The sequence below is a fragment of the Leclercia sp. UBA7405 genome, from assembly GCF_037152215.1.
Lineage (GTDB): Bacteria > Pseudomonadota > Gammaproteobacteria > Enterobacterales > Enterobacteriaceae > Enterobacter > Enterobacter pneumoniae.
The window spans coordinates 2155958-2171898 of the sequence record NZ_JBBCMR010000001.1; the positions used below are offsets into that span (position 1 = coordinate 2155958).

At 56.0% G+C, this 15941-nt stretch carries 16 protein-coding genes; 4 read left to right on the forward strand and 12 right to left on the reverse strand.

Annotated features, from left to right (window positions below; translation table 11 throughout):
* Positions 1 to 3: 3 nt before the first annotated feature.
* Together osmF and bglX are read right to left on the reverse strand one after the other, a co-directional pair.
* The gene (gene osmF / locus WFN75_RS10605) at positions 4 to 921 is read right to left on the reverse strand and encodes a glycine betaine ABC transporter substrate-binding protein OsmF (RefSeq protein WP_046884754.1); all 918 of its coding nucleotides are present in this window, start codon (positions 919 to 921) and stop codon (positions 4 to 6) included.
* 144 nt (positions 922 to 1065) lie between these two features.
* Positions 1066 to 3363, reverse strand: a complete 2298-nt coding sequence (gene bglX, locus WFN75_RS10610) for a beta-glucosidase BglX (protein ID WP_263617518.1) — start codon at positions 3361 to 3363, stop codon at positions 1066 to 1068.
* A 187-nt stretch (positions 3364 to 3550) separates the two neighbouring features.
* On the opposite strand from bglX, the gene dld reads away from it, so the two are divergent.
* On the forward strand, positions 3551 to 5299 hold the full coding sequence (gene dld / locus WFN75_RS10615; RefSeq protein WP_336996127.1) for a D-lactate dehydrogenase: 1749 nt from the start codon (positions 3551 to 3553) through the stop codon (positions 5297 to 5299).
* A gap of 110 nt (positions 5300 to 5409) precedes the next feature.
* The gene (locus WFN75_RS10620) at positions 5410 to 5964 is read left to right on the forward strand and encodes a GNAT family N-acetyltransferase (RefSeq protein WP_207292092.1); all 555 of its coding nucleotides are present in this window, start codon (positions 5410 to 5412) and stop codon (positions 5962 to 5964) included.
* Here the strand turns inward: WFN75_RS10620 and pbpG are convergent, their stop codons facing one another.
* The 3 genes from pbpG to WFN75_RS10635 are packed head-to-tail and all read right to left on the reverse strand — an operon-like array spanning position 5965 to position 7667.
* Positions 5965 to 6912 (reverse strand): D-alanyl-D-alanine endopeptidase, encoded by a 948-nt coding sequence (gene pbpG / locus WFN75_RS10625; RefSeq protein ID WP_336996128.1) that lies wholly within the window; start codon positions 6910 to 6912, stop codon positions 5965 to 5967.
* 17 nt (positions 6913 to 6929) lie between these two features.
* Complete coding sequence (locus WFN75_RS10630) at positions 6930 to 7079, reverse strand: hypothetical protein (RefSeq protein WP_156132604.1); 150 nt, start codon at positions 7077 to 7079, stop codon at positions 6930 to 6932.
* Positions 7080 to 7667, reverse strand: coding sequence for a Yip1 family protein (locus WFN75_RS10635; protein ID WP_040074817.1), 588 nt, complete (start codon positions 7665 to 7667; stop codon positions 7080 to 7082).
* 116 nt (positions 7668 to 7783) lie between these two features.
* Here WFN75_RS10635 and WFN75_RS10640 point away from each other — a divergent pair, with 116 nt between their 5' ends.
* A complete protein-coding gene (locus WFN75_RS10640) occupies positions 7784 to 8350 on the forward strand; it encodes a DedA family protein (RefSeq protein WP_207292093.1) in 567 nt (188 codons plus the stop codon).
* Positions 8351 to 8356: 6 nt separating this feature from the next.
* Here WFN75_RS10640 and WFN75_RS10645 read toward each other — a convergent pair whose 3' ends face one another.
* Positions 8357 to 9130 (reverse strand): SDR family oxidoreductase, encoded by a 774-nt coding sequence (locus tag WFN75_RS10645; protein ID WP_040074815.1) that lies wholly within the window; start codon positions 9128 to 9130, stop codon positions 8357 to 8359.
* Between the two features lie 110 nt (positions 9131 to 9240).
* Between WFN75_RS10645 and WFN75_RS22670 the strand changes: the two genes are divergently transcribed.
* Positions 9241 to 9324: a hypothetical protein gene (locus WFN75_RS22670; protein WP_442913309.1), complete on the forward strand. Its 84-nt coding sequence runs from the start codon at positions 9241 to 9243 to the stop codon at positions 9322 to 9324.
* Between the two features lie 43 nt (positions 9325 to 9367).
* Here the strand turns inward: WFN75_RS22670 and WFN75_RS10650 are convergent, their stop codons facing one another.
* The 6 genes from WFN75_RS10650 to WFN75_RS10675 form a co-directional block, all read right to left on the reverse strand.
* A complete protein-coding gene (locus tag WFN75_RS10650) occupies positions 9368 to 10762 on the reverse strand; it encodes a glycoside hydrolase family 1 protein (RefSeq protein WP_336996129.1) in 1395 nt (464 codons plus the stop codon).
* Between the two features lie 14 nt (positions 10763 to 10776).
* Positions 10777 to 12633, reverse strand: coding sequence for a PTS beta-glucoside transporter subunit IIABC (bglF, locus tag WFN75_RS10655; protein ID WP_442913282.1), 1857 nt, complete (start codon positions 12631 to 12633; stop codon positions 10777 to 10779).
* 135 nt (positions 12634 to 12768) lie between these two features.
* Positions 12769 to 13602 (reverse strand): BglG family transcription antiterminator LicT, encoded by an 834-nt coding sequence (licT, locus tag WFN75_RS10660; protein ID WP_336996130.1) that lies wholly within the window; start codon positions 13600 to 13602, stop codon positions 12769 to 12771.
* A gap of 247 nt (positions 13603 to 13849) precedes the next feature.
* Positions 13850 to 14782, reverse strand: coding sequence for a tRNA dihydrouridine(16) synthase DusC (gene dusC / locus WFN75_RS10665; protein ID WP_207292097.1), 933 nt, complete (start codon positions 14780 to 14782; stop codon positions 13850 to 13852).
* Positions 14783 to 14848: 66 nt separating this feature from the next.
* Complete coding sequence (gene map, locus WFN75_RS10670; RefSeq protein ID WP_207292098.1) at positions 14849 to 15628, reverse strand: type I methionyl aminopeptidase; 780 nt, start codon at positions 15626 to 15628, stop codon at positions 14849 to 14851.
* A complete protein-coding gene (locus tag WFN75_RS10675; protein ID WP_004868736.1) occupies positions 15609 to 15827 on the reverse strand; it encodes a ParD-like family protein in 219 nt (72 codons plus the stop codon). The genes map and WFN75_RS10675 overlap by 20 nt, the downstream gene beginning before the upstream one ends.
* Positions 15828 to 15941 lie beyond the last annotated feature (114 nt).

A 15941-nucleotide genomic window follows, 5' to 3' on the forward strand; every position in this document is an offset into this window, starting at 1 on the left:
GGGCTATTTCACCAGCCCTTTCGACTTAAGATAATCTGCCGCCACTTTTTTGGCATCCAGCCCCTCTACCGCAATGCTGGCATTCAGCTGCTGTAAGGTTTTCTCATCCAGGCTTTCAAAGACGGGCTTCAGCCATTCGCCGAGCTGCGGATAGGCCTTCAGCACCGCTTCCCGTACCACGGGTGCAGGCGCATAAATAGGCTGAACCCCCTTCGGATCGGTAAGGGTCTGTAGACCCAGCGCCGCGACCGGGCCGTCGGTGCCGTAGGCCATTGCCGCGTTCACTCCGGAAGTCTGCTGCGCCGCCGCTTTAATGGTCACAGCCGTATCGCCACCGGCCAGCGACAATAGCTGGCTCTGGTCGAGCTTGAAACCGTAGGTTTTTTCAAACGCGGGTAACGCATCCGCACGTTCGATAAATTCTGCCGACGCGGCCAGTTTGAATTCGCCTTTCTCTTTCAGATAGCGGCTGAGATCCTCAAGCGTCGTCAGTTTGCCCTTTTCCGCCACGTCTTTGCGCACCGCGATGGTCCAGGTGTTATTGGCCGGGGCCGGGGTTAACCACACCAGCTTGTTCTGTTCGGCGTCGAGTTTTTTAACTTTTTCGTAGCCCTGGCTGGCATTCTTCCATGCGGCATCGTTTTCATCTTTGAAGAAAAACGCCCCGTTGCCAGTATATTCCGGGTAGATATCCAGCTCGCCGGACGTGATGGCACCGCGCACCACCGGGGTGGTGCCAAGCTGAACTTTATTGACTGTTTTTACGCCGTGACTTTCGAGCACCTGCAAAATGATATTGCCGAGCAGCGCCCCCTCAGTATCAATTTTAGAGCCCACTTTCACAGGCTCCGCGGCCTGCAGCGGTAAACTCAACGCCGCCAAAAGTGCCGCTGAGCCTAAAATCCCCTTCGAAATCGTCATACCTCATTCCTCATTTTTTTATCGCCCTTTTCAGAGGCTTGAGTGAAAAGCGTAGTTTAAAATGGCGAAATTAACCGCCAAATTGCGTTATTTGCATCGCGTGAGAGACATCCCCCGCATGGCAGGGGATGTCTGGAGGAAGGGTTACAGCAGTTCGAACTCGCCTTTGTTTACCCGCGCAGAGTCCTGGCCAATAAAGACGTTGAATTTGCCCGGTTCAGCATCGTACTTCATGCGCTGATTCCAGAACTTAAGCGCCTCGATATCGATCGGGAAGTTAACGGTTTTGGTCTCGCCCGGCTTCAGGCTAATCTTCTCAAACCCACGCAGTTGTTTAACCGGGCGGCTGGTTGAGGCGGTAACGTCCTGAATGTACATCTGCAGCACGGTCGCACCTTCACGCTTACCGCTGTTGGTTACCTGCACGCTGGCGGTGACCTTGCCGTCACGCGCCATCGACGGGGAAGACATTTTCACCTCAGAGACGCTAAATGTGGTGTAGCTCAGGCCATAGCCAAAGGGATAAAGCGGGCCATTGGCTTCGTCGAAATAGCGCGAGGTGTATTTGTTTGGCTTATCGGCGTTGTACGGACGGCCGGTGTTGAGGTGGCTGTAGTAAACCGGGATCTGTCCAACCGAACGCGGGAAGGACATCGGCAGCTTACCGGACGGGTTGTAATCGCCAAACAGCACATCGGCAATGGCGTTCCCGCCCTCGGTGCCGGCGAACCAGGTTTCCAGAATGGCGTCCGCCTGCTGATCCTCTTTTACCAGCGCCAGCGGACGGCCATTCATTAGCACCAGCACCAGCGGTTTGCCGGTGGCTTTCAGCGCGGCAATCAGGTCACGCTGACTTTGCGGCAGGGTGATGTCAGTCCGGCTGGAGGCCTCATGGGCCATGCCCTGCGCTTCACCCACCACGGCAACGATGACGTCAGACTGCTTCGCGGTATTCACCGCTTCGTCGATCATCTCTTTTGGCGAACGCGGATCGACCTTCACCGCCTCTTCATACTGATTGAGGAAGGTGACGATGCCCTGATCGTTAGTCACGTTGGCACCTTTGGCATACTTCACGGTGGCGTTGTCGCCCAGCGCATTTTTGATACCCGTCAGCACGGTGACCGACTGGTCCGCCACCCCGGCTGCCGACCAGCTTCCCATCACGTCGCGCTTGCTGTCGGCCAGCGGCCCGATCACCGCCACGGTGCCCGATTTGGCGAGCGGCAGCGTATTGAGACGGTTTTTCAGCAGCACCAGACTTTCGCGGGCGACTTCGCGGGCTTCTTTGCGGTGCAGGCGGCTTTCGGCGTTCGTGTCTACCGGATCAGACTCTTTCGGCCCCAGGTGGCTGTACGGATCGTTAAACAGCCCCATGTCATATTTCACATTCAGAACGTGACGGGTCGCGTCGTCCAGCTCCGCCATGGTGACTTTGCCCGATTTGACCAGACCCGGCAGGTATTTGCTGTAATACTCGTCGCTCATGCTCATGTTAATGCCAGACTTCAGGGCGACGCGCACAGCATCTTCAGGATCGGAGGCGGTGCCGTGCTTGATCAGCTCCTTAATGGCCCCGTGATCGGAAACGGTGATACCCTTGAAGCCCCACTCGTCACGCAGAACCTCTTTCAGCAGCCAGGCATCCGAGGTCGCCGGGGTCCCGTTCAGGGAGTTCAGGGCGACCATTACCGCGCCGCTGCCCGCGTCCAGCCCCGCTTTGTAGGGCGGCATATAGTCGTTAAACAGACGCTGCGGGCTCATGTCGACGGTGTTGTACTCTTTACCACCCTCAACGGCGCCGTAGGCCGCGAAGTGCTTCACGCTGGTCATCACCGAATAGCGATCCGCCGGGCTTTTGCCCTGCATCGCTTCCACCATGGTTTTGCCCAGGGTGGCGGTAAGGTAGGTATCTTCCCCGAAGCCTTCCGAGGCGCGCCCCCAGCGCGGATCGCGAGAGACATCGACCATTGGCGCCCAGGTCATATTCAGGCCGTCGTCGGCTGCTTCATATGCCGAGACGCGCCCCACAGTTTTCACCGCATCGAGGTTAAATGAGGAGGCCAGACCCAGGCTAATCGGGAAGACGGTACGCTGGCCGTGCAGCACGTCATAGGCAAAGAACAATGGGATCTTCAGGCGACTCAACTCCATCACCTGGTCCTGCATTTTGCGGATGTCCTGGCGGGTGACGGTATTGAAAATCGCCCCAACCTGACTCTCTTTGATCATCTCACGGATGGCCTCTTTCGGGTTATCCGGGCCGACGCTGATAAGACGTAACTGACCAATTTTCTCATCGACCGTCATCTTCTTGAGCAGGTCGGTAACAAAGGCGTCACGCGCTTCCGGCGTCAGGGGATGATTGCCAAACAGCTCATCAGCCAGCGCGGGTTGCAGTGCCAGACTTACAGCGACACCTACAGAACATAGCCATTTCATGTCGTTTACTCTCTCATCAATAACCGCCGGATAATCGCGGCCAGACCGTGCGAAAAACGCAGTGTGCCATAAACCCTGCGCCGCTTGCAGGGTTTATTCTCTGATTTTTCTGGTGAATAGAGGTTCGTCTAAAGATTAATCGCGCTATGCTGTAGAGCACGAGTTTGCTTCATCACAAGGAGTGGAAATGTCTTCCGTCAACACGCACGATAACAACGCATTTATCAATGAATTGTCACGACTGGTGGGCGCGTCCCACCTGTTGACCGACGCGGCGAAGACCGCCCGCTATCGTAAAGGGTTCCGTTCCGGCCAGGGCGATGCGCTCGCGGTGGTATTCCCGGGAACCTTGCTGGAACTATGGCGCGTGCTCAGCCTCTGCGTTGAGGCCGATAAAATCATCCTGATGCAGGCAGCCAATACCGGCCTGACCGAAGGTTCTACCCCCAACGGTAACGACTACGACCGCGATATCGTGATCATCAGTACCCTGCGACTGGATAAGCTGCACCTGCTGGACAACGGCGAACAGGTTCTGGCCTATCCGGGCACCACCCTCTACTCACTGGAAAAAGCGCTTAAGCCACTGGGACGCGAGCCGCACTCGGTGATTGGCTCCTCCTGCATTGGGGCCTCGGTAGTGGGTGGTATCTGCAATAACTCCGGTGGCTCACTGGTGCAGCGCGGTCCTGCGTATACCGAGATGTCGCTCTTTGCGCGCATCGATGAAAATGGCAAGCTTCAACTGGTGAACCATCTCGGTATTGAACTGGGCGTTACGCCAGAGCAGATCCTTAGCAAGCTGGACGACGATCGGGTCAAAGATGAGGATGTGCTTCATGACGGGCGCCACGCGCACGATCATGACTACATCAGCCGCGTGCGCGAGATTGATGCCGATACGCCGGCACGTTATAACGCTGACCCGGATCGACTGTTTGAATCCTCCGGCTGTGCGGGCAAACTGGCGGTCTTTGCCGTGCGCCTGGACACCTTTGAAGCCGAGAAAAATCAGCAGGTGTTCTATATTGGCACCAACCAGCCGGAGGTCCTGACCACCCTTCGCCGTCATATCCTTGGCGAGTTCTCTCATCTGCCGGTGGCGGGTGAGTATATGCACCGGGACATTTACGATATTGCTGAGCGTTACGGCAAAGACACGTTCCTGATGATCGACAAACTCGGTACCGACAAGATGCCCTTCTTCTTTACTATGAAGGGGCGTACCGATGCGATGCTGGAGAAAGTCTCGCTCTTTAAACCGCACTTTACCGACCGGTTTATGCAGAAACTGGGCAACGCCTTCCCGGCACACCTGCCCCCACGTATGAAGAGCTGGCGCGATAAGTACGAGCATCACCTGCTACTGAAGATGGCGGGCGACGGTATTGCCGAAGCGCAAAGCTGGTTAAGCGAATATTTCAAAACCGCCGACGGGGATTTCTTCGCCTGTACCCCGGAAGAAGGCAGCAAAGCTTTCTTGCACCGTTTTGCCGCCGCCGGCGCGGCTATCCGTTATCAGGCGGTTCATGCCGATGAAGTTGAAGATATCCTTGCGCTGGATATCGCCCTGCGCCGCAATGATACCGAGTGGTTTGAACAGCTGCCGCCGGAGATCGACAGCCAACTGGTGCATAAGCTCTATTACGGCCACTTTATGTGTTATGTCTTCCACCAGGACTATATCGTCAAAAAAGGGGTGGATGCCCATGCGCTGAAGGAGCAAATGCTGGCGCTATTGCAGGCGCGCGGGGCGCAATATCCTGCGGAGCATAATGTTGGCCACCTCTACGAAGCGCCGGAAGCATTAAAGCAGTTTTATCGCGCAAATGACCCCACCAACAGTATGAACCCCGGCATTGGTAAAACCACTAAGCACAAAAACTGGGCTGAAGGGACTAATCCAGCGGGTGATACTTTGCAAACGACGAAATAGACCAGAAAGGGTCGCAGAAGCATTTGTTAAGCGACATGCAGCAGGACTAAAGTAGCATCACTGTGCCAGAGAAACGTTTCTCTGGCTTTTTGATGAGGAATGGGCAGACCATGTCGGCTGTAGAAATGTTAACCGAAACGGAAGTTGTGGTACGCGATGTGCTGCCCGACGATGCGCATGCCATTGCGGCAATTTACGCCTGGCATGTCCTCAATGGGCGGGCCTCGTTTGAAGAGGTTCCCCCGACGGTAGAAGAGATGCGTCAACGCATCAAGAGCGTGACCGGAGAGGGATTACCCTGGCTGGTTGCCCTCTATCGCGGCATCCTGGTGGGCTACTGCTATGCGACGCTGTACCGTCCCCGCTCCGCCTATCGCTACACCCTTGAAGAGTCGATCTACGTTGATGCCAGCACGCCGGGACGGGGTTTTGGCAGCGCCCTGCTCAGCGCGTTGATTGCACGCAGCGAACAGGGGCCGTGGCGGCAGATGATCGCCATCATCGGCGATGGACCGAATAATACCGGCTCGTTGCGCCTGCATAAAAAGCACGGATTTGAAGTGGCCGGACAGCTCAGGAGCGTGGGTTACAAGAAAGGGGACTGGCGCGATACCCTGATTTTGCAGCGTCCACTCAACGACGGTGACTGGACGCTGCCGGAGTAATTAGTCGTTCTGGGCGGTCTGTTCGCCGGCGAGAGTACCCGCCGCCGCCATCTGGGCCGCTTTTTGCTTTTTATAGCTCAGCGCCGCCGCCGGAACCGGCATCACTTTCCCCGTCTCAATCCAGGTACGCAGACGGCTGGCATCCGCGAAGTGGGTGTATTTGCCGAAAGCATCCATCACCACCAGCGCCACCGGTTTACCCTTGATCACCGTACGCATCACCAGGCAGTGGCCTGCGGCGTTGGTAAAGCCGGTTTTGGTCAACTGAATGTTCCAGTTATCACGGTAGACCAGATGGTTAGTATTGCGGAACGGCAAGGTATAAGCCGGGTTCGCAAAAGTTGCCATCTCTTCTCGGGTAGTGCTCAACTGGCCAATCAGCGGATACTGTTTGCTGGCGATCAACATTTTGGTCAGATCCTGCGCGGTCGAGACGTTATGGATCGACAGGCCTGTCGGCTCTACGAAGCGGGTATGGGTCATGCCCAGCGCTTTCGCCTTAGCGTTCATGGCCTTGATAAAGGCGTTATAGCCGCCCGGATAGTGGTGAGCCAGGCTCGCCGCCGCGCGGTTTTCCGAGGACATCAGTGCCAGCAATAGCATATTTTTACGGCTGATTTCGCTGTTCAGGCGCACGCGGGAGTAGATCCCTTTCATTTCAGGCGTCTGGCTGATATCGACTTTTAGTTTCTCATCCAGCGGCAGTCGTGCGTCCAGCACAACCATCGCGGTCATTAATTTGGTGATGGAAGCGATCGGGCGCACCAGATTTGGGTGGCTGGAGTAGATCACCTTATTGGTGTTCAGATCGACGATCATCGCGCTACCGGAAGCAATTTCCGGTTGGGCTGCCGTCGTCACGGCGGCGGTTTTCGCGAGGGCCGGTGTCGCAACAGGCACGGTCAGCAACAGGGCAAGGCTCAGTATAGAAACGCGGAATTTCAGCATGGGGAGACTTCGAATAATTATTCACGCACGTGATAACGTACACCGCCGATGAAGTGAGGCATCACCGGCTGGCAAACGTCATCATAGCCGCCCGGATGCCTGGCCGCCAGAAGATAATCGTGAACAGATGCTGCATTGCTGGCGATTACACCAGCAATGCAGAGCATTCAGAACAGGCGATACCCATAACCCCAGAGAATAACAGTCAGCGCCAGCAGCGCTTCCAGCACCAGCACGCCGATAGCCAGCGTCGAGCTGGAGAAACTGAGCCCCTCCTCTTTATTGATATTGAGGAAGGTGGGAATGCCGACATACAGTAAATAGCCGGTATAGAACAGCGCAACGGTGCCCACCAGCGCACAGAGCCAGACCAGCGGGTAAATCGCCACAATGCCGCTTAAAAACAGCGGAGTAGCAACATAGCCGGCGAAGATCATACAGAGCGTGAGGGAGGGACGCTGCGGGTGGTTACGCGCCATCCAGTAAATCACGCGCCCCATGATCGCCACACCGGCCAGCATCATGCCGTAAAAGATCACCGCAAGCGCCAGGCCGGTCATCCAGGAGAGTTGTATAACTGTGCCATCACCAAAATCCCAGCCAATCTGCGTGGTACCAATAAACGCGCAAATGACGGGGATCGCCGCCATCAGCAACACATGATGGGTATAGTGATGACTGACGGTTTCGTTTTCACTTCTGATAACGTGCATTTCACGGTCGGGATGGGAAAAAAGTCCCCAGACATGGTTCATAACGCCCCCTTGTTGTCGGCCCGTACAGCGATACTTAAGTATAATCCAGGCATCAGATTATTTTGTGTACAGCATAAAAAATGCCGTTATGGCCAGAGAGGAACTACGCTTATCTTATGGATATCAATGCACTGATAGAACAATACGGATACGCCGCGTTAGTGATAGGCAGCGTGGCAGAAGGGGAAACCATTACGCTTCTGGGCGGCGTGGCCGCGCACCAGGGCCTGTTGAAATTCCCGCTGGTGGTAGCTGCCGTGGCGCTGGGGGGGATGATCGGCGATCAACTGCTCTATTTTCTTGGCGTCCGCTTTGGCCCCGCGCTGTTACGGCGCTTCTCTCGCCATCAGAAAAAAATCCAGCGGGCGCAAAAACTGATTCAGCGCCACCCTTACCTGTTTGTCATCGGCACCCGCTTTATGTATGGCTTTCGCATTATCGGCCCGCTGCTCATCGGGGCCAGCCGTCTTCCGCCCAAAATCTTCCTGCCGCTAAATATCCTCGGCGCCATTGTTTGGGCGCTGATCTTCTCCACCCTGGGTTACGCGGGTGGAGAAGTGATAGGCCCGTGGCTGCATAGCCTTGACCAGCACCTGCGCCACTGGGTATGGCTGATTGGCGTGCTGGTGCTGGTGGTGCTGATACGCCTGTGGTTAAAGCGCCGTGAGAATAAGCGCGATTAACCCCGGCTACGACTGGGGCTTGAACTGCGGATTGGCCAGCATAAAGCCCCCATCAACGATAAACGACTGGCCGGTGGTGTAACTGGCATCGCTATCGCATAGCCAGGCGACCAGACTGGCGATCTCTTTGGTGTGCCCAGGCCGCGCCAGCGGGATTTCGGGCATCGAACCCGGCTTCACTTCGCTGTCATCCATGTCGTTCATCGGCGTGGCAATAGCGCCCGGCGCCACGGCATTGACCAAAATATTGTGGTGGACGAGCTCCAGCGCCATCGATTTGGTTAGCCCGCCGAGGGCGTGTTTAGCCGCCGTGTAAGCGCTGGCCTCCGGTAACGGCGTATGTTCATGCACTGACGTGATGTTCACAATGCGCCCGCCCTGCCCCTGCTTCACCATCTGCTGCGCCGCAATCTGCGAACAGAGAAAGGCCCCGTCCACATCGACGGTGAGGATGCTGCGCCACTCCTCAAATTTCATCTCGAGGAACGGGGCTTTGGTCATCGCCCCGGCGTTATTAACCAGCACATCCAGACGGCCAAAGCGGGCAATCAGCGTCTCGATGGCCTTTGCCCCCTCCGGAAGCGTGCTTAAATCGAGGTGGATGGACTCCGCGCGGCGGCCACGGGCTTCTACCTCCCGGCAGGTCTTCGCTGCCCCCTCTTCGTCCGAATGCCAGGTGACGCCTATATCAAATCCGCGCTCTGCCAGCATCAGTGCCGTGGTTTTACCGATGCCGGAATCGGATGCGGTCACAATCGCGACCCGTTGTGTTGCCGTCATACTCACCTCCTCAAGGACAAAGAGGTAAGTATAGATCCTGACTAAAATCAGGCCGCTTTTGTCATGGTTGCTACACTTAAAGGGAAAATACACAGATGAGGGAACTGACAATGAAAATTTTGCTATGGGTTATTTTAGTTATATTTCTGATTGGGTTACTGGTGGTGACGGGTGTGTTTAAGATGATCTTCTAAGCGATACCCCGGCAGGCTGACCCCTGCCGGGATGTTTCCTGCGTTACTCTTTTAGCGATGCCCCGTTGGTGGCAATCACCTCCTGATACCACCAGAAGCTCTTTTTACGGCTCCGCGCCAGGGTGCCGTTACCCTTGTCGTCACGGTCAACGTAGATAAAGCCATAGCGTTTTGACAGCTCGGCCTTCGAGGCGCTGACCAGATCAATCGGCCCCCAGCTGGTATACCCCATGATCTCGACGCCGTCGTCAATCGCCTCGCGAACCTGCACCAGGTGATCGTTCAGATAACTGATGCGGTAATCATCTTGCACCACGCCGTCGGCATCCGGTTTATCCTTCGCACCAAGTCCATTTTCCACAATAAACAGCGGCTTCTGATAGCGATCCCACAGCACGTTCAGCAGTGTACGCAGGCCAATCGGGTCAATCTGCCAGCCCCATTCTGAGCTGGCCAGGTGCGGATTGGGGACCATGCTCAGGATGTTGCCGCGTGCCTGCTGGTTTAGCGCTTCATCGGTGGTCACACAGCCGGTCATGTAGTAGCTAAAAGAGATAAAATCGACGGTTGATTTCAGCGCCTCGCGATCGGCGTCGGTGATCTCCAACTGGATGCCGTTTTCGCGGAAGAAGCGCAGCATATAGCCCGGATACGCCCCGCGGCACTGTACGTCACCGAAGAACTGCCAGGCGCGGTTCTCCTGCAGCGCTTCCAGCACATCTTCAGGTTTGCAGGTCAGCGGATAGACCAGGCCGCCCAGCAGCATGTTGCCAATTTTCGCCTCCGCAATGATCTCGTGGCAGGCTTTGACCGCCAGTGCGCTGGCCACCAGTTGGTGGTGGATCGCCTGATAGACTTCGCCTTTACTGCTGCTCTCCGGCAGGCCGACGCCGGTCATCGGCGCGTGCAGGGACATGTTGATCTCATTGAACGTGAGCCACAGCTTCACCTTCTCTTTATAGCGTGTAAATACGGTGCGCGCGTACCGTTCAAAAAAGCCGATGGTCTGACGACTGCCCCAGCCGCCGTACTGTTTCACCAGGCCCCAGGGCATTTCGTAGTGGGAGAGCGTCACCAGCGGCGTGATGCCGTGGGCGGCCAGTTCGTCAAAGAGCTTGTCATAAAAGGCCAGCCCGGCTTCGTTTGGCTGCTGCTCGTCACCGTTCGGGAAGATACGCGTCCAGGCAATAGAGACGCGCAGGCAGCTGAAGCCCATTTCGGCAAACAGACTGATATCTTCCGGATAACGGTGATAAAAATCGATCGCCACGTCTTTGATGCCGCTGTCGCCCACAACCCGTTCCACCACCGGGCCAAAGACCCCCTGCGGCTGCACGTCAGAGGTGGATAATCCTTTGCCATCCTCCAGATAAGCCCCTTCTACCTGATTAGCGGCAACCGCGCCGCCCCACAAGAAATCATTCGGAAACGTTTTCATAGGTTCTCCTGTTATTAATGGCTGACGCAGAGTAACGGCGTGCCCGCATTGACGGCAGTGGCCGCCACGGTGGCAACATCCCGGTACTCGTCGCTATTACTGATAATGATAGGGGTCGCCAGATCGTAGCCGGCATCGATAATCGCCTGGCGATCGAACTCCAGTAGCAGATCGCCCGGCTGAACTTTGTCACCCACCTTCACGTGAGCGGTAAAGGGTTTGCCGTCGAGCTTAACGGTGTCGATTCCCACATGAATCAGCACCTCAATGCCGCTGTCGCTCAGCAGGCCGATGGCATGCTTGGTGGCAAACAGCGAGGCCACCTCCCCGGCAAATGGGGCGATGACTTTGTTGTCTGAAGGAATAATTGCCGCCCCGTTGCCCAGCAGCCCGCTGGCAAAGGTGGTATCCGGTACCTGATCCAGAGCCAGTACGGTGCCGGTCATCGGCGACAGCACATCGTTTTCACCCGGGGGCACCGCCACCGGGGTGGATTCCGCTGCCCGGCCCGGCATCCCGGCCACCAGCGTCATGACGCAGCTCAACACCAGTGCCACCAGCGTACCGATAATACCGCCCCACAGGGTGGCATCCACGCCGCCTGGCGGGATCATCTGCGCCACGGTAAAGATATTGGCAAAGCCAAAGGAGTAGACGTGAGTATCGCTGAAACCCACAATCGCGCCGCCGATAGCCCCCGCCACACAACCAAAGATAAACGGACGGCGCAGCGGCAAGTTCACGCCATAGACCGCCGGTTCAGTGATGCCAAAAATCCCTGCGGTGACGGACGAACCGGCCAACATTTTCTGACGGCTATCACGGGTACGCAGGAAGATACCCAGCGCGGCGCCTACCTGGCCAAACACCGCCGGCAGCAACATCGGCAGCATAGAGTCATGCCCCAGTACCGCAAGGTTGTTAATCATCAGCGGCACCAGCCCCCAGTGCAGGCCGAAGATCACGCAGACCTGCCAGAGCGCCCCCATTGCCGCCCCTGCCAGCCACGGCGCCAGCACGTAGATCCACTGGTACCCGTTTGCCAGCATCTGGCTAAGCCAGGTGGCAATCGGCCCAATGACCAGGAAGGTCAGCGGCACGGTCACGCCCAGACAGATGAGCGGGGTAAAGAAGTTTTTCATCGAAGAGGGCAGGCGTTTTACGCTCTGCTTCTCCAGCCAGCAGCTGACCCAGGCAGCGAGTATGATCGGAATCACCGATGAACTGTAGTTGAACCAGGTGACAGGGATCCCGAGGAAAGCGTCTTCCATCGCTCCTGCCTGCTGGCTGGCCTCAAAGGCCTGAATCATCATCGGATGGGTTAATGCCCCCCCGATGACCATGGTGATGAAGGGATTACCGCCAAATTTCTTACCGGCGGTGTAACCCAGCACCAGTGGGAAAAAGAAGAAGAGCGCATCGCTCGCCGCAAACCAGATTTTGTAGGTGCCACTGTCGGTGGTCAGCCAGCCGCAGACTACTGCCAGCGCCAACAGCCCTTTTAAAATACCGGAGGCGGCCAGAATGCCGATAAAGGGAGTAAAGATGCCCGAAACGATGTCGATCAAACGGCCAAGCAGATTACCTTTGTCGCCCGCCTCTTCCGTCACCGGCGTATCATCGGTGAGCCCGGCTTCATGACGAACGGCTTTCCACACATCGTTAACGTGGTTGCCGATCACCACCTGAAACTGGCCGCCGCTTTCGACAACCATAATCACGCCCGGATTTTTCTTCAGCCCCTCAGCATCCGCCTTTTGGCTCTCTTTCAGTTTAAAGCGAAGCCGGGTGGCGCAATGCACCAGACTGACAATGTTCTCCTTGCCCCCGACGTGGGCGAGAATATCCTTTGCCAATGCTTGATATTCCATCTCGATTTCCTTCTTCAATGCCCGCAGGCACCCGTTGACTGAGACTAAAAATAAAAAAACCCGAGAACGACCCCCATCAGGGGGCCGCGCTCAGGTTTTGCCTGCGTAATGCAGTAACAATCCAGTTGTTGAGGCTTAACGCCCCTCTTTTCTTACCCGCTCAATATGGATAGCGAGGAACATAATCTCTTCGGTTGTCAGCTCGCGCTGATAACTTTTTTGCAGATGCTGTGCGATCTTCTCGGCGCATTTCCACGCCTTCGCATAGTTATCTTTCACCGCGGTATGCAGCGAGACGTCGTCATCTTCCACGACGGTTCGCGTCAGCATGCGCTGGGCGAAGAACTTCAGGTGGGTGACGAAGCGCTGATAACTGAGCGACTCCTCGTCATACTCCAGCTGCAGTTGATACTTCACTAGCTGCAGAATTTCCTGCATCACGCGCGTAACGTGCATCACCTCCGGCATTTCGCTATTCAACTGGGCGGTCACCAGATGCAGCGCGATAAAGCCGGCCTCATCTTCGGCTAAGGCGACGTCGAGCCTTCTGGCGATAATGGCCCGGGCTTCCTGCCCCAGTTCAAACTCTTTTGGATAAAGGCGTTTGATCTCCCACAGCAGCACGTTTTTAATCGCCAGCCCCTTCTTCTGCCGCTCAATGGCGAAGTAGCAGTGGTCGGTCAGGGTGATGTATAAACTCTCCTGCAATTTACCCAGTCGCTGCGCCGCCAGCCCGATAATGCGGTCACAGGTGGTCATCACCTCCAGAGGGATCTGACTGAGAAGCTCCCCGAGGCGATGCACCAGTTCGTCACTTTGCAGTGCGAACACCTTTTCCACTTTCTCTTTATCCAGGTTCTCACCCACGCGCTTTTGAAAGGCCAGCCCACGACCCATCACGACCTGTTCGCGCCCGTGTTCATCCTGAACAACCACCACATTATTATTAAGAATTTTGGAGATGATCATCGGAACCCCAAAAACAAAAAAACCTGACCTCCGGCGGAAGCCAGAAATCAGGTTTTGCCTGCCGCAGCAGTAACAATCCAGTTCAGGTACTCTATCACTTTCATTCGTAGCCTCAATCCGCCACGAACAGAAACGTGATGGAGATCGCTCTCGGCCATTGTACAGCCAGCAGGCGATTTGCGTACCAAAGGCCCTTAATGCTGGGCGAAAGAGGCATCTAAAAGCACGGAGCCTGCACGAGCGGGTATTATTTTGCCTGGATGACGCGCGCAATCTCTGCTGAGGTTTGCAGCGTGCGGATCTCCTGAAATAACGACAGCGCCTCGTCATACTCTTTGCGCAGATAACTGAGCCACTGTTTAATGCGCGCCACATGATACAACCCGGTATCACCCTGCTTTTCCAGACGACTGTATTTTTGCAGCAAGGTCACCACCTCCGCCCAGGGCATGCGCGGCGCGTTATATTTTATGACCCGGCTCAGATTGGGCACGTTCAGGGCGCCACGGCCAATCATGACCGAATCACAGCCGGTAGCGGCCATACAGGCCTGGGCACTTTCGTAATCCCAGATCTCACCGTTGGCAATAACCGGAATCGACAGGCGTTTACGGATCTCGCCGATGGCCTGCCAGTTAATGCGTTCCGCCTTGTAGCCATCTTCTTTAGTACGCCCGTGAACCACCATCTCGCTGGCCCCCGCCTGCTGCACAGCATCGGCAATCTCAAACTGGCGATCGCTGCTGTCCCATCCCAACCGCACTTTTACCGTCACCGGCAGGTGCGCGGGTACCGCTTCGCGCATCGCCTTTGCGCCACGGTAGATAAGTTCAGGATCTTTTAATAGCGTGGCCCCGCCGCCGCTGCCGTTAACCAGCTTTGAAGGGCAGCCGCAGTTGAGATCTACGCCATACGACCCCAGCTCCACCGCCCGGGCGGCGTTTTCTGCCAGCCACTCGGGATATTGCCCCAGCAACTGTACCCTTACCAGGGTACCCGTAGAGGTGCGGCTCTGGTTGTGGAGTTCAGGGCAGAGTCTGTAAAACGACTTTACTGGCAGCAACATATCGACCACGCGCAGAAATTCGGTGATGCAGAGATCGTAATCGTTAACCTCGGTCAGCAGCTCGCGCACCAGTGAGTCGAGCACGCCTTCCATCGGCGCCAGTAATACACGCATTGTTCGTACCTGTGAAAAAAGACGCGCTATAGTAGCCGCTCTCCCGGTATGTGGAAAGCCCGGCGCTTACTCAGGCACCGTCTCTTCCGGGCGCAGCGTCAGCACTTCAAAACCCTCCGCCGTGACGGCGATGGTATGTTCCCACTGGGCCGAGAGTTTTTTGTCGCGGGTCACTACCGTCCAGCCATCTTTTTTGGTCTTGATACGGCTGTCGCCCTGGTTGATCATCGGCTCGATGGTAAAGACCATCCCTTCTTTGAGCACAGCGCCTTCACCGGGCTTTCCATAGTGCAAGACCTGCGGCTCTTCGTGCATCTCTTTGCCGATACCGTGTCCACAATATTCCCGCACCACGCTGTAGCCGTTGCTCTCAACATAAGACTGAATCGCATGGCCAATGTCCCCCAGCGTCGCGCCCGGCTTCACGGCCTTAATCCCTCTCCACATCGCCTCGTACGTTTTATTAACCAGTCGACGGGCCAGCGGCGAGACGTCGCCAATGAGATACATTTTACTGGAGTCGGCAATCATGCCCGCTTTTTCGAGCGTGATGTCGACATTGACGATGGACCCGGACTTCAGGTGCTCGGACGATTTCGGGATACCGTGGCAGACCACGTCATTCACCGAGGTGTTAAGCACATACGGGAAATCGTACTGCCCTTTACTGGCCGGACGGGCCTGGAGTTGATTAACAATAAAGGCTTCCACCCGGTCGTTGATCTCCATGGTGGTGACGCCTGGCTTAATAAAGTCGTCCAGCATGGTAAAGACCGAGGCCAGCAGTTCGCCCGCATGACGCTGGCGCGCCAGCTCATCTGCGCTTTTAATGAGAATTGATGGCATTGATCACCTCCAGTAAACGGTCGGAGCCGGATTTCAGCATCATCATCTTGATCTGCTGATGATTAAGTTCAGGGTAGAGCTCACTCATCATACCGAGGCGGATCCAGTATTCGGCCTGAGCATTGACCGAACGTGACATGGCTTTGCTGGCATCACGAATGTCGTCATGCAGCAGGTCGGAAATTTTTACGATACCCATTTATATACTCCGTAATGATTCATATATAAATCGTATATCGTCAGTGAAGGCTTGTCACCCGTGTTTGTGGAAATGCCCGACGTTCCAAAAAGCAATGTCTGGTATGCTCAAATT

Bases quoted from the DNA above. Each gene is read 5' to 3' on its own strand.
- osmF (WP_046884754.1), bottom strand. From the start codon at position 921: ATGACGATTTCGAAGGGGATTTTAGGCTCAGCGGCACTTTTGGCGGCG.
- bglX (WP_263617518.1), bottom strand. From the start codon at position 3,363: ATGAAATGGCTATGTTCTGTAGGTGTCGCTGTAAGTCTGGCACTGCAA.
- dld (WP_336996127.1), top strand. From the start codon at position 3,551: ATGTCTTCCGTCAACACGCACGATAACAACGCATTTATCAATGAATTG.
- WFN75_RS10620 (WP_207292092.1), top strand. From the start codon at position 5,410: ATGTCGGCTGTAGAAATGTTAACCGAAACGGAAGTTGTGGTACGCGAT.
- pbpG (WP_336996128.1), bottom strand. From the start codon at position 6,912: ATGCTGAAATTCCGCGTTTCTATACTGAGCCTTGCCCTGTTGCTGACC.
- WFN75_RS10630 (WP_156132604.1), bottom strand. From the start codon at position 7,079: ATGCTCTGCATTGCTGGTGTAATCGCCAGCAATGCAGCATCTGTTCAC.
- WFN75_RS10635 (WP_040074817.1), bottom strand. From the start codon at position 7,667: ATGAACCATGTCTGGGGACTTTTTTCCCATCCCGACCGTGAAATGCAC.
- WFN75_RS10640 (WP_207292093.1), top strand. From the start codon at position 7,784: ATGGATATCAATGCACTGATAGAACAATACGGATACGCCGCGTTAGTG.
- WFN75_RS10645 (WP_040074815.1), bottom strand. From the start codon at position 9,130: ATGACGGCAACACAACGGGTCGCGATTGTGACCGCATCCGATTCCGGC.
- WFN75_RS22670 (WP_442913309.1), top strand. From the start codon at position 9,241: ATGAAAATTTTGCTATGGGTTATTTTAGTTATATTTCTGATTGGGTTA.
- WFN75_RS10650 (WP_336996129.1), bottom strand. From the start codon at position 10,762: ATGAAAACGTTTCCGAATGATTTCTTGTGGGGCGGCGCGGTTGCCGCT.
- bglF (WP_442913282.1), bottom strand. From the start codon at position 12,633: ATGGAATATCAAGCATTGGCAAAGGATATTCTCGCCCACGTCGGGGGC.
- licT (WP_336996130.1), bottom strand. From the start codon at position 13,602: ATGATCATCTCCAAAATTCTTAATAATAATGTGGTGGTTGTTCAGGAT.
- dusC (WP_207292097.1), bottom strand. From the start codon at position 14,782: ATGCGTGTATTACTGGCGCCGATGGAAGGCGTGCTCGACTCACTGGTG.
- map (WP_207292098.1), bottom strand. From the start codon at position 15,628: ATGCCATCAATTCTCATTAAAAGCGCAGATGAGCTGGCGCGCCAGCGT.
- WFN75_RS10675 (WP_004868736.1), bottom strand. From the start codon at position 15,827: ATGGGTATCGTAAAAATTTCCGACCTGCTGCATGACGACATTCGTGAT.